Below are 16240 nucleotides of genomic sequence, written 5' to 3'. Positions count from 1 at the left end.
AATCTTAATCTTTTTTAGTCATTAGCTTCACAAGACGACATTTTTGCGGATTAAACTCAATATAAAGCACCAAATATTCGAAATATAATTTTTGTTAATGTATGTTAGCTGCGATTACAACAAGGAGCGTCCTTCCTCTATTGCTCCGTTAACGACAGAGGCACATATGAAGCAAGTTACAACACGTCTTCCTAGTCTGATACAGGTACTGATCTCGCTAGGTTTGTTTCTTCTTTTGGCATTTTCATTTACTGCCAAATTAGATCTTCCAATACAGCTCGCGCTGTATATCGGTTGGTTCATCATTATGGTATTGGGTCTAAAATTAGGTCACCAATACAAAGACCTTGAAAAAGCAGCCCTCAATGGTATTTCTAACGGCCTAGGTGCTGTGCTTATTCTACTCGCGGTTGGCGCGTTAGTCGGCACGTGGATCTCGGGCGGTATCGTACCAACCATCATCTATTACGGTTTGAAAGCCATCCATCCTTCGGTCTTCTTGCTAGCGACAATGATCATCTGTTCTTTGACTGCACTGGCAACTGGCACATCTTGGGGTGCTGCGGGTACAGCTGGTATTGCCATGATGGGTATTGGTCAAGGTCTTGGTGTTCCAGCACCTATTACTGCCGGCGCAGTCCTATCGGGCTGTTACTTCGGTGACAAAATGTCTCCGCTTTCAGATTCGGTCATTCTCGCTTCGTCAATGTCGAACGTAGAAGTCGTCGAGCACATCAAAGGTATGCTGCCTGTCGCACTGATCAGCTACATCATCACTGGTGTTATGTTTACCGCATTTGGTTTCCACTTTGCTGGTAAAGTTGACATGAGCCAAGTGGACTCGGTTATTCAGGCGATGGAACAACAATTTGTCATTACACCTTATTCCTTTATCCCTGTGTTCATCGTTTTAGCGCTACTTGCGATGCGTATGCCTTCTTTCCCTGTGATTAGCTTTGGTTCTTTACTGGGTATTATCTGGGCGGTAATGATTCAGGATGTGGACTTCCTTACTGCCTTTAACACGGCGTGGGCACCATTTGCGATTTCTTCAGGGGTTGATTTCATCGATTCGATTCTAAACCGTGGCGGCATGTCATCCATGTTAGGTTCAGTTGCGGTGATTGTATTCGGCCTTGGTTTTGGTGGTCTACTAGACAAAGTGGGTGTACTTGAAACGATTGCAAAACTATTCGAACGACGCGTTCAGGGCCCAGGTTCCCTAGCAACAAGTACGATTGGTACTGCTTTCATGGGCAACGTTTTTGGCTCGGCAATGTACGTATCCCTGATCCTTACTCCTAAAATCTGTGCGAAGAACTACGACCGCCTTGGCTACAAACGTAAAAACCTATCTCGTAACGCGGAGTTCGGTGGCACGCTAACATCCGGTATGGTGCCTTGGAGTGATAATGGTATCTACATGGCAAGTATATTGGGCGTGGCTACGTTCTCTTACGCACCATTCATGTGGCTAAGCTTTGTATGTATCATCGTCACTATCTTCACTTCTTACATGGGTTGGTTTGTCGATAAATGCGCTCCAGTTACGTCAGAAGTACAAGAGCAAGCAGAAAGCGAAATCAAGCCACAAACGGCTTAAGAACCTCGCTTCAATAGATGCAAAAAGGACCGATAAATCGGTCCTTTTTTATTTCTTGTTAATCTAGGTTTTTCTTCTGAGCGATTACGCCGATTTGGTATTGGTTTTGCCCGTCGAGCGTTTACCCAGAGCATAACCAAGCGCAAGAGGAGCAAAGAATATTACTAGGATGAATAGAATAAAGTAGATGATGGTACTCTTTATTAGCTCAATCAACTTTTCCATCGCTAGGCTCACAACTTCCTGCGAAACCTGATCCAGATCTTGAGCAAATTTCTCACGCTCACTGGAAATAATTTGTGCGATTTCTTGACGCTCTCTCGCCACCATTTGCTCTAGCGCCTGACGCTCATCGCTCAACTGAGACAAACGTTCCTCTGTCTTCTGGTCTATGTCTTCCACCAAAGGTTGAAGTTGAACAGCCATCTCCTCAGCAAGGTTGCGCATGTACTCAGGGTTGTTGTCAATAAAGTCTTTCAATGACTCAGAAGTCACCTTTAAGCTGTTTAGCGCTGCATTGACTTGTTCAATACTTGCTGAGCTGTTCAGTGCCAATAACTGCGCTTTCCACGTCATGATCTTTGGCGTTTGTTTAGACACTAAGCTCAAACGGTCAGACACATCACCGATGGCCTCTGGCATCGTACCCAATGTTGTCACCGCTTCTTCTTCACTGATTTGATTCGATTCTAGCCAAGCACGATAAGCAGGCGTACGTATCATGCTTAAATCCGCCAACGGGTTGTTATTGACAAAATCAGCGACAAATACTTTCGTGTTTTCGTAGACCTCTTTTTTCAATAGAGACTTGGCAAGATGGTCGACCTCATGCGCCAAATGTATCGAAACTTGTTTAGCTTCACTTGTCGCAAATAAACCTTTACCTGCTCCTTCGCTGTAAAACTGGTTGATTTGGTGGGTGAATACCCACGTATCTATCAAAGCAGCCATAGGGGATGCTTGGTAAGCCGCAGCTTGAAGCCCTTCTTCTGCATTGATCTTCCAAAGTAAGACATAAGATTGATTTACTTTGTCACTTGGCTCGTAATTGTCATGCAGCATATCGGCCGCTTGCTCAACTTGAGCAAAAAATTGCTGAGCATATTCACGCGTCATAATACGCATGTTCAGCTCTTGCTTGGTAAGGGGTACTGTTTGGCTGTCGATTTTCACTTCCAACAGGGAGCACCCTGAGAGACTTAAAACTAAACAAGCTGCCAGCAATGAGGACAGTCGGCGAATGGACATGAAATTACCTATGGTCAAAATATTTAGAACAGGAACATTAACGAGCCACAACATCCGGCCCGCGAGCGCAATGTGATACCTCAATCCCTAGTATTTTAAGTCAGGAGAATATCAATCTATTGATACTTTTCGCACATTTTCACTATGGAGAGCTTTTTCTGCGAATAGTATCGTTTCCTGCAATACCTCTTCTAGCAAATCAAACTTATTATCAATAACCTGCTCTTCCTGTTTTATCAAAGATTCGATATACCCAGAAATATAGTGTAGCGGCATAGCTCCAATGCTACCGGAGACCCCCTTCAAGCTATGAACAATTCGTCGTGCCTGTTCTTTGTCTTTCCCCTCATTCATCAATACTCGAAGCTTTTTGCCATCTTCAGTGTGGTCTTGAATAAACACTTCTAGAAGCATGCGAACCGACTCTTCGTCGCCAGACAAAGAGTCCAGCATCTTCTCGATATCAATATAAGGTTCATCGAATTTATGGCCATCGCCCTCTTCAATCGCGTTGTCCACTGATCGCCCTGTATCGTCCCGCACTTTCGAGCCAAGAGAACCGGCATTAGTGTCTCGCTCACTTTCACCGCTAGCAGTAGGTTGCACCTCTTTTGAAACGGGTTCACGCTGACATGAAATCGAAAGTTTCTTCTCCATCACAACGGGCGTTGATTCTGAAGCTAGCCCCTTTCTGACAAAGGCAACCCACGAAAAAACCGCAAGTAACGAACCACTCACTAGTATAAGGAAGGTTATATAAAACGTTAACTTACGTTCAAGGGAATCAATAATCGATGTTAATTGGGTTGGGAGTTCAGGGTTAAGCAGTTGATCAGAAAGATGGCTGCCCTGCGCATGAGCGGCGAGCAAGCTGGAGGCCTGGTCCAGACGACGTTGAAATAAAGCTTGTTCTTTTTCATCAAGATTTTGGGATGCCGTGAACAACAAATCTAACTCTTGATAGGTCTCTGTACTGGTTGCTGAGTCGCTAAACAAAGCCTCCAGCACCATTGCGCCCAGCCGGTAGTACATAGTTCGGAGCTCGAGCGAGTTACTGCCTGACTCACGGCTGTCGTGCAGCTGACCAGATAACGCAATCATCTCGCTATCACTGACAATGAAGGTTCTCGCACTTTCAAGAAACCGATCGGTTAAATAGAAGAGTTGCGTCAAGTCCGGCGCCCCCCTTCGATGAGCGTGTTCACTCTCTAACTGTAAACGTATGGCATACACAAGTTGAATTTTGAGAGACGCTTCCTCAACATGTTGAGCACGGTAAGGAAGTTCAAAATTGAAGATGTGACGGACTTCATCAATTTTACTGTTGAGTTTATCAACCGTCGAGATTGTGTAAGCCGTTTGTTGCGCTTGCATCCAAATACCAAGAGCTAGGACGCACCACATGGTGAATAAAATCCAAGCCCATCGCCTTACTCCCTCTTTGAATTTCAGCAACGCTTGCCCCTTCAACTATTCTCTTATTAATATCAAGCATATACCATGAGTCATGCGCCATACGTGTGCACTTCACAGAAAAAAGAGCGCATCGCGCTCTTTTTGGGATTAGTTACGACTTAACTGATCTTTTAGGTTTGGAGGCGTGCCTTTTATCGTCAGAGTGTCAGTCTCGGGATCGTAAAAAACACGTTCACCAAGCAACAGGCTATCAAAGCTAATATTCAAACCACCACCTGCGCCAACGTACTTTGTAAGCTTGCGTACTGTTGAACGGTCACCAGGAAAAGACTCCTCTAAATCGTAGCCCTGCTCTTTGGTAAAGTCCATAAAGCTTGTTCCATCTTGGCTCGGTGGCAATTCACCAGACAATTCAGAAATTTGCACTTCATCGCCGGATTTAATTTGCTCGTTACAATAGTTGTATACCTGTTTCTTGTACTCGTTCTTTTCTTGTTTCTCTAACTTAGAGTCGGCACAAAAGTCTTCCACCGCCTGCATCAGCACTTGGTTTTGCTGCTTAGTGTCTAAACCAACATCCGCCTGCAGGAAGTCTAAGAAAAAGTCCGCGACTTTTCTGCCAACACGACCTTTAATGTAAGAAAGATAACGATTTGACTCGCGGTCAGTATCGTAACTTGAAAGGTCAATACGTGCTGCAATGTCCATCTTAGTAATATCAAGATAATCCGTCGCATCGATATCTAAGCCCTCTGTGACTTTGAGGCTTTGATTCATTGGTAAGATACCAATAAACAGATAATCCGTTGCTAAACTCTGGTACTCGGCAAATACTAAAATACCCTCGTCAGCAAATGGGTATTTGATCAGTTCTTCTTTCAGACGATTTGCACTCATTTGTGAGAAATCATAGAAGTCTTTTTCCCCTTTGCGCATTTCTTGTAGCCAAAATTGAAATTCGCTGTCTGATTGGAAAGAGCCGAAACCTTTACCTGCTTTAGAATGGAACACACGATGCAGTTCTGCGACGAGGTTTTCAGTAGAGGTGTCGTTTTCTAATGACGCCGGACGAAGTTTAACAATCAGTTCGTCCTGATCGTTTTTGCACAATTGATGCAGAATAACGTTTGAAAGATGAAGGCTCATAGTGATTTTATCTTGCGACAAGGTTTAAGTTGTTGTGCATTGTAGGTTATCATAAGTCGTTTTTACTATCATTATTAGAGTCTTTATGCCGATTACATCAAAATATACTGACGAACAAGTTGAGAAAATTCTCGCTGAAGTAGGTGCTGTTCTTGAGAAACACGCAGCCTCTCCTGAATTGACGCTAATGATTGCGGGAAATATCGCAACCAATGTCTTAAATCAACAAGTTGCTGCTTCACAACGCAAAGTTATTGCTGAAAAATTTGCTCAGGCGCTGGTCTCTTCTCTTGAAGTACCAAACACACACTAATAACGGATAATAGAACAGTACATGGTAGACAGCGGAAACTCATACGGCGAACGCGTATCTCGACTGGTAGGTTGGGGTCACTGGTTTGCATTCTTCAACATCGTTGCTTCGTTGTTGATAGGTACACGCTATATCGTTCAATCCCCTTGGCCAGATACCCTAATGGGACAATTCTATTTGGCTGCATCGTGGATTGGTCATTTTGGCTTTCTTGTTTTCGCCCTGTACTTATTGGTTCTATTTCCACTGACATTTATCCTGCCATCTCGGAAACTATTTCGATTGGTGGCAGTGGTATTTGCAACAGTTGGTCAAACCCTTCTTCTGGTCGATACCCAAGCATATCAATCCATCAACTTGCACCTGAACCCTGTCGTTTGGGAGCTGTTGTTTAGCGAAGATAAGAACGCAATCAGCTCTGACCTTCAGCACCTTTTCGTGGTGATGCCACTTATCTTTCTCGTTCAACTTGCTCTTTCTGAATGGGTCTGGCGTAAACAACGCAAACTATCCCACAAGCACGTAGGTCGACCATTAGCGGCCGTGTTCTTCTTGAGCTTTATGACCAGCCATTTGGTTTACATCTGGGCTGATGCTTATTTCTATAACCCGATCACTAGCCAACGCTCCAACTTCCCGCTGTCTTACCCAATGACAGCGAAAAGCTTTATGGAAAAGCATGGCCTTCTTGACCGTGAAGAGTACCTTAAGCGCCTAGCAGAAAACCGAGGTGATGTCGATTTAGTCAACTACCCGCTTGAGACACTGGAGTTCAACCGTCGCGGTAGCAAGTTAAACGTACTGATGATTAGCGTGAATAACCTACGGGCAAGCGCTTTGAATCAAGACGAAATGCCAAACTTATACAAGTTTGCAGAAGATAATCAGAATTTTACTAACCATTACAGTTCGAGCAACGATACGTTTGGTTCGTTTGGTTTGTTCTACGGTCTGCCAAGCAGCTACGCAACCAGTATCAAAGCACAAGGCAGTGCTCCGGTACTATTGGATGTATTGAAAGATCAGGATTATCACTTTGGGCTATTCAGCGGCAATGGCTTTGAAGACGATTTGTACTCGGAAGTTATCTTCCGCGGCTTAAATCTGGCCAATGATCTCGACGGCACGCAAGCTCACACCGACAAACAATCTATCGCAGCTTGGAATTTATGGCTGACTGAACAAGCGAAACAACCTTGGTTCAGTTACATCGAGCTCACCACCGTTGACAACTTTGACTCCAAGCCTGTACCTAAAAATAAAGAAATACCTGCGAGTGAACGTTTCAAAGAAGCTTACGAGCAATCAGTAAAGGCAGCAGATAACACAGTTGCGGAGATCATCGCTGATTTGGAAGCAAAAGATTTACTGACAAACACTATTGTGGTCGTAACCTCAAATCACGGCAGTGAGTTTAACGAAACCAACACCAACAGCTGGGGCGCAAACAGCAACTACAGTCGTTACCAGCTGCAAGTACCCATGGTCATTCACTGGCCAGGTAGGCTGCCTGAAGTGTTTACCCACAGCACCAGTCACCTAGATTTTTCTGTGACACTGCTACAAGACATGTTGGGCGTCTCTTCAAACCCATATGATTACAGCAGTGGCCGTAATCTGTTTGACGAAAGCCGCCGTCGTTGGATCTTAGCGGGTGATACTCGTGAAATAGCAATGATCACTGACTCGCAAACAACCGTTATCGACAAGTTTGGTAACTACAAACTTTATGACAATGATTACAAGCGCTTACGTGAAACATCGCCTAAGCTACCTGTCCTAATGCAAGGGTTAACAGAGCTTCAGCGCTTTTACACTAAAAGCAACTAATTGAACAATCGCTCTCCAACACGAGGGCGATTTTGATTGCCTTCTCTGCGAACGACACAAAATCGTACAGTAAATATCCAAACAATTCATTTTGGGGTTTACATGGTTTTCAAAGCCTTATATCATTCGCAACAACAAAGGAGAGATGGCTGAGTGGTCGAAAGCACCGGTCTTGAAAACCGGCAACCGTTAATAGCGGTTCTAGGGTTCAAATCCCTATCTCTCCGCCATATTCAATACAAAAAAGCCGTTGACTATCAACGGCTTTTTTGTTTCTGGGTTGATTTTATTTCTAGGTTTCCGCTTTTTTTCTTGTTACGTTGAGCATCAATTTGATGTTTTTCTTAATATTCTATTACGACTTTTCGTTGAGCTTTGAATTTAGTTCCCCTGAGTTGCGCAACAAAGCCTTATATCAAAAAAGCCTAATTTCTTCGCGCTTTTCGATACGCAAGAAAAAGCCCACTAATATTTAGCGGGCTCTCATTAGTTTAGGCTGAAACAAAAAAGTCAGCTTCCCTTTGCTGCTTCAATCCTTTTATCAAGGTCTGGATGGGTGCTCAACCACTCAGGTAACTCTTCATAATCTTGGCTACGAAATAATTCCAGCATTTCAGCCATCGGCTTTGTGCCGCCATAAATTTTAATCATGGCCTCTCTCGCAAATGCATCGGCTTCTATCTCTGCTTCTCTCGAGTAGCTGCTAGATAATACAAACACACTTGCACCGGCGAGATTATCGATGATGCCGGAGCTTTCACCCGTTAAAAGAGCGACGCCAACAGAAATTAGACTCGAATACACCAATTTTTTTAGCATATGTTTATGGTGAATATGACCAAGTTCATGAAAAATTATACTATCCAATTGCTGCTGATTTTTAGAAAGAGTGACTAATTCATCGAGCAGAACCACCTTCCCGCCGGGTAAAGCAAACGCATTCGCACCTATATCAGAAGAGCGAAAAACAACCTCGACGTCGTAAGGCAAAGCCCCCAATTGCATCAAATGCGTCTCTACCCTACTCCGAATCGCATTTTGTTCGGCGATATCTAAATCACTTGCTTCCAAGCGATAGTCCAAACTTTCTAATACCGTGTCGCCAAGTACAACAGAGACGCTATCAGGAATAGCGTAGGCTACCTTGTCACTCACCCAAGGTAGGGCGTAGTAATAACCACCGAGTACAAAGGCAACACATGCAAATGTCGACACTATCCAAGCCAACCAGTTTGATTCTATTTTATCAACAAGGCTTGACCTTTTATTTGCCTCGAGCCACTGGGACACTTCCTCCGTTTTTTCAGTAACAAAGACCCAGCCATTAGGAAGTTTAACTCTGACTGGCAAGTTCCCGACCGGAGCAGAAATGTTCGCATGTTGCTGCTCACAGCTGAAAATAGTGTCAGCAACAATCAAACTTAACGCGTTACTCTGAGCGACATCCAGTGTAGCGTGATGTCGCTCAGAGCTTTTGGGTGGAAATGCATTTCCTTCAAATTGCATTAACCGATCCCAATGCCCAGGTCGAATGCTTGCGCAACTTCATCAGAAATCGCAGATTTCACTTTTGACTCTTGATCGACCGCTTTAAGCTGGCTCATATCGCCGACGACAACGGTCTTGTCAGCAACGTAACGGGATGTACGAACCATAACCCATGGTCTAGCGATACCAAAGGACACAACTTGTAAGAAGAAGTTTGACACAATTAGCCACATGTAGCCGTCAACCGTGTAGTTAGACTGAAAAGTAAAGCTCGTTTCTCCTTGCTCTAGCTCCATTTTAGAGAACAGGTAGTTCCGAGTTCTGGTTGCCGTATATGCCATTAATCCAACGATTAAACCAGCCATAGAAAGGTAAAGTAAGGCAAATGCAACAAAAGGGCTTGATTCATTCAATGAGGCAACGTCTCCGGTTAACGCCTGCATTAATCCTGAACTGCCAACCAGTGCAATTACGCATACAATGACAATCGCAACAGCGGTAAGAAAACCAATAACATTGGCTTTCAAATAGGTTTTCACAAAGAAACTGGTTTCTAGTTCCCCACTAAACTGCCAATCACCATAACGGTAGCCGTTCACAAAATATCGCTGTACGCCGACAACGACCCAACCATTGAGGGCAGCCATTAGTAACATCGAGCACAAACCTAAAACCACTGCTGCTGCTTGCGAAAAACTTGCTAAGCCGATACACAGACCAACGAGAGCCATGATCGCTAGTGACGCAGCAAAACCGCGACCAAGTAGGGTGATATACGCGTCTTTCAATGATGAATTAAAAGAGAAATGAACATTGCGGTAGCTCGTCATAGCTGAGTCAAATCTTGCGTTACTCCAAAAAATCCAAGGAATAGCAGCATAGAATAGGACGAGCATCACCAGTGAAAGCAGGGGAATAAATGAGTTGGCGACACTCCATACCAAGACAATAGATAACGCGACTAAACGTCCTTTTAAAATTTGCATCGGCTCAGCATGATACTCAAAGTTATCACCGTCAATATAAGTATTACCATAGAAATAACGTTTGGTTCTTACTTTAGCCCATGCAGAATATATTCCTAGTGTAATAACAGAAAGCAGAATATTGACGATCCAGATGCCAAAAAATTCTCCTCCTTTGCCTTTAAAAGAAATCGTGTTGGAAATTTGTTGATGGTTCATATATAGCCTAAATAGATAATTTAATTTTCTAAATTTAAACCCGTTATCCTATCTTATTTAGACATTGATAAACTTGATTTTCATAAGCACTCTGAATGCCTTTTATTTACAAAATACACACTAAAAACAAGTAAAAACTCTGCACAAAATCACTTTAAATGGCCATTTAGGTGAAATAAAGGTACACATGGTGATAAAAACGCAGCATAAAGTGAATTTAATTAACAATGATGCAATATAACTAAAAATCGATGGCTTATCGGCTCTGGTCGTCGACTTGTCCCCCTACAAATAAAAAGGCGAGGCATCAAATCCTCGCCTTTAACAAGCAACGGGCATTTAACGGCGTTTATAAACACTTTCTGCTGCATCGATAAGCTGCATATGAATCGGTACCAAATCCGCATGTTCACTTCGGTACCCACCACCAACGACGGCTGCAACGGGAATATCTTTGTCTTTCATCAGCTGCATTAAGAAGCGATCTCGCTCAAATATCCCCTCGGTCGAGACCTTGAAATAGCCTAATTCATCGTCGGTATGAATATCGACACCTGCATCATAAATTACCATGTCGGGACGGTGTATGTTCACCGCCATTTCAACGACCTCTTTAAATGCCTCTAGGAAGGTTTCATCGTTGGTGCCACGACCGAGAGGAACATCAAGGTCGGAATCGGGTTTTCTTGCCGGGAAGTTCTTATCACAATGAAAAGATAAAGTGATGATATCTGATTCGTCCTGACACAAGGTTGCGGTGCCGTCCCCGTGGTGAACATCGCTATCGATAATCATCACTTTATCGATAAGCTCATGACCAAGCATCCGCTTTGCTGCAATGGCAAGATCATTGAAAAGACAGAAGCCGCTGCCAAAATCTTTGTGTGCATGGTGATATCCCCCACTCAGGTGAACAGCGATGCCATGCTCCAATGCCTTCTCTGCTGTTAACACCGTACCCGCTGTTGAGGTCAGCGTTCGCGTGATCAGCGCTTCACTCCAAGGAAAGCCAATCCTGCGCATTTTTGCCGCAGGTATTGCACCACTGACTAATAAATCAACATACTCTTCACTGTGAACACGTTTTACTTCATCCACGCTCAAAGAGGTTGGTTGGAAAAATTCAACTTGCCTACCCCAACATCCAAGCGCTCGTTTCTGCTCTACCGCTTGGTAAAGATGGTGGTATTTCATAATCGGGTAACGATGACCTTTTGGCAGATCAAGTTGTGAGTATATTGGATGATAAATCAGAGGGAGCATGAGGGATTCTTTTTATAAATCGTTGCGAAATAGTATCAATTTCCAGCGTTAATTTCTCTCTACTATCACTAAAATCGACTCTACCCAAGTAACCTTGTGACCCTTGCTCCAACGAATATTGTCTCGCTTGCAGACATGGTAACTTGCAGACATGGCGCTGGTTGATTTTGTTGCTTTGAACTAACACAATGGTTGAGCTTTTAATACCCCCCCACTGAATCAGAAAGATAGGTGCGAAAATGAGTCAAACAGTCTTTATTACTGGTGCAAATCGCGGTATTGGCCTCAGTTTAGCAGAGCTGTATTTACAGCAAGGTGATCAAGTGCACGCGACGAGCCGGAACCTTGCAGAAAGCAAAGAACTGCAAGCATTAGCATCGGCCTTCACTAAACTGACGATACACGAACTGGACGTAACCAATTACCAACAAGTCGCCCAACTAGCAAACCAACTTCCTGCAATCGACCTGCTGATCAATAATGCAGGTTACTACGGCCCCAAAGGCAATGGTTTCGGTAACACCGACATCGAGGAGTGGCGACAAGTTTTAGAGATAAACACCATTGCGCCACTAAAACTAGTCGAGGCCTTTTATCCACTTCTACATCAAGCGAAGTCAAAGAAGATTGCCTGTATCTCGTCTAAAGTTGGCAGCATGACAGAAAACACCTCCGGCGGTGGATACATCTATCGCTCTTCCAAAGCGGCACTTAACTCTGTTGTGAAAAGCTTAAGCAATGACCTAACAAGCGAAGGCTTTATCGTATTGGCGCTTCACCCTGGTTGGGTCCGTACTGCAATGGGAGGGCCTAATGCTCTGATCGATGCTCAAACCTCAGCCGCTGGATTAGCAAAAATCATTGAGCAAAGTAGCCAAGAAAACTCCGGTCAATTTATTAATTACGATGGCACTCAATTGCCTTGGTAGTCTATATATATCAATGATTTATATACATTAATGACAAGTGTTTGGGCTGAATGGGCTGCTTTACTTATCATAATCCCATGACTTTACTTGATTTTCGCCACTTTCAGACCAGACTTATTGAGAATATTCACCGCAAAGGAGAACGGTAATGGCTGCAGATAAAGATCTGGTCAATTTCAGTGAAGAACATGAGCTCAACTACTGCCTGAGAAGCGCAGGTAAACGTCAAACTCAAGAAAATAGAGACGCACTTGTCAACTTAGGGCAGAAAGTGAAAAAGGATCTAGGAAAGCGCGTTTTGACGCAAGACGACGTGCGCGGTGCGATCCAAAATAATGATGGCTTGTTTGACTAACAGCGAATAACCCAACTGAAACATAAAGCGGCGCTCTTTTTTAAAGAAAATGCACTAAAGCGCCGCTTTTGTTTAACCTGATGACTGAGAAGGCTTTCGTGCACTTGAGCGAGTCTTTGTGGCACCAGATTTAGTGTAACCGCGTTTTTTACGTTTGAATGCCGGACGTTCGACTTGAGGCAAATGACGTAACGAGTCAGGAATTGGACCTGATTTTACCTCTCCCATCAATCCATCAATACGCTGCTCTAAGGCTTGCATAAAAGGTTGATAAGCTTGATTTCGCTCTGCCATTCCCTGCAATTGGTGCTCCCAATTTGCCGTCATGTCGGGATAAGTTGCATCCGTTGGTAGTGCCTGTATCAAACCACGCCCTGCTGGCGAGCTCAAAATCGATTTCCCTTGACGAGTCAGTAGCTGGCGCTTGAACAAGGTATCCAAAATACCTGCTCGAGTCGCTTCTGTTCCCAAGCCATCAGTCTCACGCAGGATCTTCTTTAGTTCTTTATCTGCGACATAGCGAGCAATCCCTGTCATGGCTTGAAGCAGCGTCGCTTCAGTAAAATGTTTTGGCGGCTCAGTCTTTCGATCTTTAATTTCGCCTTCTCGGCAGGTCAATACTGCGCCTTTTGTGAGCGGCGGAACAGCATCGATGCCATCGTCCTCTTTGTCCGTTTTCCCTATTAAAGCTTTCCAACCTGGGGAAACGAGCTGACGACCTTTAGCGACAAACATACCACCAGCAATATCGAACACCAATTTAGCTTCAGCATAAACCGCAGCTGGATAAAACTGCATTAAATATTGGCGTGCAATCAGTTGGTAGACTTTCATCTCGTGGCCAGACAGCGCATTTACATTTGCTTGTTTCGGTGTTGGAATAATTGCATGGTGAGCATCCACTTTTTTGTCATTCCACGCCTTAGACTTAATCGATAAATCTGCACCTAGCACCGCGCTTTGTAGATCTTTAGTGTTATAAGCGATAGCAGACGTTACTGAGCTCGCTTGCGAGTAGTGCTCCATTGGCAAGTAGCGACAATCCGAGCGTGGGTAAGTGATGAGCTTATGTTTCTCATACAGCGCCTGACAGGTGTCTAATACTTGCTGAGCACTCATGCCATAGCGTTTCGCGGCATCAATTTGTAGTGCAGATAGTGAATACGGAAGCGGGGCCGATTGTTTGGTTTGCTTTTGTTCTGATTCAGTGACCGTTGCAGGTTGATTGGCAATACGATTCGCCACGTTCTCGACCAACTTTCTACTCAGTACCCGCCCTTCTTCATCTTGCCAAGGTTTACAGGCTTCGCTTGGTTTCCAACGAGCACGAATATCGAATGCGCCATTGTGATCCTGATAAGGAATTAAAGCATGTAGAGTAAAATAGTCCTTCGGTATAAAGTTTTCGATTTCTTCATCACGACGGGCCACCAAACCAAGTACAGGCGTTTGAACGCGTCCTACCGATAGAACGCCTTGATAACCCGCTTTTTGACCCAACAAGGTGTAGGCTCGCGACATATTCATTCCGTAAAGCCAATCAGCACGAGAACGCGCCAGAGCCGAGATAGAAAGAGGAATAAAATCGCGATTACTGCGCATCGAGCTTAAAGCACGCTTTACTGCGGGTAAGTTCAAATCTGAGATAAGTAGACGCTGCGTCGCTTCTTTTTTGGTTTTAGAAAGCTTGCAGTAATCCAGCACTTCATCGACCAGCAATTGCCCCTCTCGATCAGGGTCTCCCGCGTGAATCACTTCCGTAGCATCTTTGAGCAGTTTACGGATCACGGTAAGTTGTTTACTGGCACTTTTTCTCGGCCTTAATTGCCATTGCTGCGGAACAATCGGTAAGTCCGCCAAGTTCCATTTTTTATAGCGTTCGTCATATACATCAGGTTCGACTTGCTCTAACAAGTGACCAATACACCAAGTCACCACATCGCCATTACCACAACGAATAAAGCCTTGGTCTTTCTTTTGAGGATTTGGCAATGCCGCCGCAATCGCACGGCCTAAACTTGGTTTTTCAGCAATAAAGAGACGAGACATAAGGTTTGGGGAATCATAATAATTTGAGCTACATTATCTAATGTAGCCCTTATAAATCAAGAAAAACTGTACAGATAAACAGTAACCATCGGCAGCCAGTGTTATAGGAACTCGACAAATTTTGACAGATCCCGCTCTGGCGCCTTCATCGGTGTGCATCCCGGCGTGCCCAGATACAAGAAGCCGACGATCTGATCTTCGCCTTGAAGGCCAAAAGCTTGGTGCACTTCTGGATGAAACATCCACTTACCAGAACGCCAGAAGCCCTGGAACCCCTGCGCAACTGCGGCCATTTGCATCGCTTGTGCTGCACAGCCTGCCGATAGGTATTGCTCTAACGCTGGGACGTTCTGATGCTCTGTCACTTTAGCAATAACCGTGATCACCATTGGAGCTCGGAAAGGCGCGTTTTTCACTTTTTCGATCACCGCTTCTTCACTGTTTTCTGCTTCGGCCGCTCTAACAAGAATATCTGATAGTTTTTTTAACCCATCACCTTGTGAAATGACAATACGCCAAGGTGTCAACCCCGCATGGTCCGGAGCACGAAGGCCAGCACGGATGATGTTTTCAAGCGCTTTACCTTCTGGTGCAGGTTCAGATAACTTAGCGATAGAACGGCGATTAAGCAAAAGATCGAGAGCTTCCATAAGTGAGTCCTTATTAAACTGAATTATTACTTTTACGTCGCTCACTGTAGCACAACCCACATTGGCAATTAACACTCTGTTTTATGGGGCTTTAAAACAAAAACGCTGCGCACGAGGCGCAGCAGTTCAGTTAACAGCGATGGGATTCAAAGTTTAGGTTTTGCATTAGAGTTTTACTGCGAGCTCGACGCCTTGGCGAATTGCGCGAACCGCATCAAGTTCACCCGCGTAATCAGCACCACCGATAATATGCAGCTTGTCGCCCAATTGGTGCCATTGATCTTCAAAGGGACGAACGGACTCTTGCCCTGCACAAATCACGATTTTGTCAGCTTCAAGCAATTGCTCTTTACCGTTCACATGGATGTGCAGGCCTGCTTGATCAATCTTATCGTAAGAAACACCACCACAAAGGTGCACGCCGCGTTTCTCTAGCGTCCGCTTGTGGATCCAACCTGTGGTTTTACCCGGCCCTTTACCAACACGACCTTTACGACGCTGAAGTACCCACACTTCTTTTTCGCTCACTGCATCTGGATAAGGGTACAAACCACCTGGTTGAGACATTTCTTTGTCAATCCCCCACTCGTGCAGCCAATCATCCAAGGTTTGATCGACAGGCTCCGTGATCATGGTGGCAACATCAACACCGATACCACCAGCACCGACAATAGCAACTTTCTCGCCGATAGGCGTTTTGTCACGGATCAGCGTTTGGTAGTCGATCACTTTCTCAGGTTATCAATGCCATCAATGTTTACTTTGC

General features: G+C 44.5%; 13 protein-coding genes, 1 tRNA gene and 1 pseudogene. 6 read left to right on the top strand and 9 right to left on the bottom strand.

Features of this window, described 5'->3' with window-relative positions; translation table 11 throughout:
• Window positions 1-166 precede the first annotated feature (166 nt).
• Complete coding sequence (nhaC, locus tag AND4_RS13140) at window positions 167-1603, top strand: Na+/H+ antiporter NhaC (RefSeq protein ID WP_009843463.1); 1437 nt, start codon at window positions 167-169, stop codon at window positions 1601-1603.
• 84 nt (window positions 1604-1687) lie between these two features.
• Here the strand turns inward: nhaC and AND4_RS13135 are convergent, their stop codons facing one another.
• The 3 genes from AND4_RS13135 to yejK all read right to left on the bottom strand — a co-directional run bounded on the left by AND4_RS13135 (window position 1688) and on the right by yejK (window position 5413).
• Window positions 1688-2851 carry a hypothetical protein gene (locus AND4_RS13135; protein WP_043991663.1) on the bottom strand — a complete coding sequence of 388 codons (1164 nt, stop codon included), beginning with the start codon at window positions 2849-2851 and terminating at the stop codon, window positions 1688-1690.
• A 111-nt stretch (window positions 2852-2962) separates the two neighbouring features.
• Window positions 2963-4255, bottom strand: a complete 1293-nt coding sequence (locus AND4_RS13130) for an Hpt domain-containing protein (RefSeq protein ID WP_009843461.1) — start codon at window positions 4253-4255, stop codon at window positions 2963-2965.
• A 159-nt stretch (window positions 4256-4414) separates the two neighbouring features.
• Window positions 4415-5413 (bottom strand): nucleoid-associated protein YejK, encoded by a 999-nt coding sequence (gene yejK, locus AND4_RS13125; protein WP_009843460.1) that lies wholly within the window; start codon window positions 5411-5413, stop codon window positions 4415-4417.
• An 85-nt stretch (window positions 5414-5498) separates the two neighbouring features.
• On the opposite strand from yejK, the gene AND4_RS13120 reads away from it, so the two are divergent.
• From AND4_RS13120 to AND4_RS13110, 3 genes are all read left to right on the top strand, one after another.
• On the top strand, window positions 5499-5726 hold the full coding sequence (locus tag AND4_RS13120) for a YejL family protein (RefSeq protein ID WP_009843459.1): 228 nt from the start codon (window positions 5499-5501) through the stop codon (window positions 5724-5726).
• Between the two features lie 21 nt (window positions 5727-5747).
• Window positions 5748-7556, top strand: coding sequence for a DUF3413 domain-containing protein (locus tag AND4_RS13115; protein ID WP_009843458.1), 1809 nt, complete (start codon window positions 5748-5750; stop codon window positions 7554-7556).
• A 139-nt stretch (window positions 7557-7695) separates the two neighbouring features.
• A tRNA-Ser gene (locus tag AND4_RS13110) sits at window positions 7696-7786 on the top strand.
• Window positions 7787-8066: 280 nt separating this feature from the next.
• On the opposite strand, the gene AND4_RS13105 is transcribed toward AND4_RS13110, so the two are convergent.
• The 3 genes from AND4_RS13105 to AND4_RS13095 all read right to left on the bottom strand — a co-directional run bounded on the left by AND4_RS13105 (window position 8067) and on the right by AND4_RS13095 (window position 11491).
• Window positions 8067-9062: a M48 family metallopeptidase gene (locus tag AND4_RS13105; protein ID WP_009843457.1), complete on the bottom strand. Its 996-nt coding sequence runs from the start codon at window positions 9060-9062 to the stop codon at window positions 8067-8069.
• Window positions 9062-10228: a YjgN family protein gene (locus AND4_RS13100; RefSeq protein WP_009843456.1), complete on the bottom strand. Its 1167-nt coding sequence runs from the start codon at window positions 10226-10228 to the stop codon at window positions 9062-9064. The genes AND4_RS13105 and AND4_RS13100 overlap by 1 nt, the downstream gene beginning before the upstream one ends.
• A 339-nt stretch (window positions 10229-10567) precedes the next feature.
• Window positions 10568-11491 carry a histone deacetylase gene (locus tag AND4_RS13095; protein WP_009843455.1) on the bottom strand — a complete coding sequence of 308 codons (924 nt, stop codon included), beginning with the start codon at window positions 11489-11491 and terminating at the stop codon, window positions 10568-10570.
• Between the two features lie 239 nt (window positions 11492-11730).
• Here AND4_RS13095 and AND4_RS13090 point away from each other — a divergent pair, with 239 nt between their 5' ends.
• Both AND4_RS13090 and AND4_RS13085 read left to right on the top strand, forming a co-directional pair.
• Window positions 11731-12420: an SDR family oxidoreductase gene (locus AND4_RS13090; protein WP_009843454.1), complete on the top strand. Its 690-nt coding sequence runs from the start codon at window positions 11731-11733 to the stop codon at window positions 12418-12420.
• Between the two features lie 148 nt (window positions 12421-12568).
• Entirely contained in the window at window positions 12569-12775 is a 207-nt protein-coding gene (locus tag AND4_RS13085) for a hypothetical protein (RefSeq protein ID WP_009843453.1), read from the top strand.
• 72 nt (window positions 12776-12847) lie between these two features.
• Here the strand turns inward: AND4_RS13085 and AND4_RS13080 are convergent, their stop codons facing one another.
• The 3 genes and pseudogenes from AND4_RS13080 to AND4_RS13070 all read right to left on the bottom strand — a co-directional run.
• Window positions 12848-14824, bottom strand: a complete 1977-nt coding sequence (locus AND4_RS13080) for a DNA topoisomerase III (RefSeq protein WP_009843452.1) — start codon at window positions 14822-14824, stop codon at window positions 12848-12850.
• Window positions 14825-14925: 101 nt separating this feature from the next.
• Window positions 14926-15474 (bottom strand): NAD(P)H nitroreductase, encoded by a 549-nt coding sequence (locus AND4_RS13075; protein WP_009843451.1) that lies wholly within the window; start codon window positions 15472-15474, stop codon window positions 14926-14928.
• A 165-nt stretch (window positions 15475-15639) separates the two neighbouring features.
• Window positions 15640-16240 (bottom strand): annotated as a pseudogene (locus tag AND4_RS13070) (FAD-dependent oxidoreductase); the annotation flags it as partial.

Source organism: Vibrio sp. AND4 (assembly GCF_000171815.1).
Taxonomy (GTDB): Bacteria; Pseudomonadota; Gammaproteobacteria; order Enterobacterales; family Vibrionaceae; genus Vibrio.
Note: the sequence above shows the minus strand (reverse complement) of the source record. Positions and strands in the feature narration are given on the sequence as shown.

What these genes read in the sequence shown, in the direction of transcription:
- nhaC (WP_009843463.1), top strand. Translation starts at nt 167, where the DNA reads ATGAAGCAAGTTACAACACGTCTTCCTAGTCTGATACAGGTACTGATC.
- AND4_RS13135 (WP_043991663.1), bottom strand. Translation starts at nt 2,851, where the DNA reads ATGTCCATTCGCCGACTGTCCTCATTGCTGGCAGCTTGTTTAGTTTTA.
- AND4_RS13130 (WP_009843461.1), bottom strand. Translation starts at nt 4,255, where the DNA reads ATGTGGTGCGTCCTAGCTCTTGGTATTTGGATGCAAGCGCAACAAACG.
- yejK (WP_009843460.1), bottom strand. Translation starts at nt 5,413, where the DNA reads ATGAGCCTTCATCTTTCAAACGTTATTCTGCATCAATTGTGCAAAAAC.
- AND4_RS13120 (WP_009843459.1), top strand. Translation starts at nt 5,499, where the DNA reads ATGCCGATTACATCAAAATATACTGACGAACAAGTTGAGAAAATTCTC.
- AND4_RS13115 (WP_009843458.1), top strand. Translation starts at nt 5,748, where the DNA reads ATGGTAGACAGCGGAAACTCATACGGCGAACGCGTATCTCGACTGGTA.
- AND4_RS13105 (WP_009843457.1), bottom strand. Translation starts at nt 9,062, where the DNA reads ATGCAATTTGAAGGAAATGCATTTCCACCCAAAAGCTCTGAGCGACAT.
- AND4_RS13100 (WP_009843456.1), bottom strand. Translation starts at nt 10,228, where the DNA reads ATGAACCATCAACAAATTTCCAACACGATTTCTTTTAAAGGCAAAGGA.
- AND4_RS13095 (WP_009843455.1), bottom strand. Translation starts at nt 11,491, where the DNA reads ATGCTCCCTCTGATTTATCATCCAATATACTCACAACTTGATCTGCCA.
- AND4_RS13090 (WP_009843454.1), top strand. Translation starts at nt 11,731, where the DNA reads ATGAGTCAAACAGTCTTTATTACTGGTGCAAATCGCGGTATTGGCCTC.
- AND4_RS13085 (WP_009843453.1), top strand. Translation starts at nt 12,569, where the DNA reads ATGGCTGCAGATAAAGATCTGGTCAATTTCAGTGAAGAACATGAGCTC.
- AND4_RS13080 (WP_009843452.1), bottom strand. Translation starts at nt 14,824, where the DNA reads ATGTCTCGTCTCTTTATTGCTGAAAAACCAAGTTTAGGCCGTGCGATT.
- AND4_RS13075 (WP_009843451.1), bottom strand. Translation starts at nt 15,474, where the DNA reads ATGGAAGCTCTCGATCTTTTGCTTAATCGCCGTTCTATCGCTAAGTTA.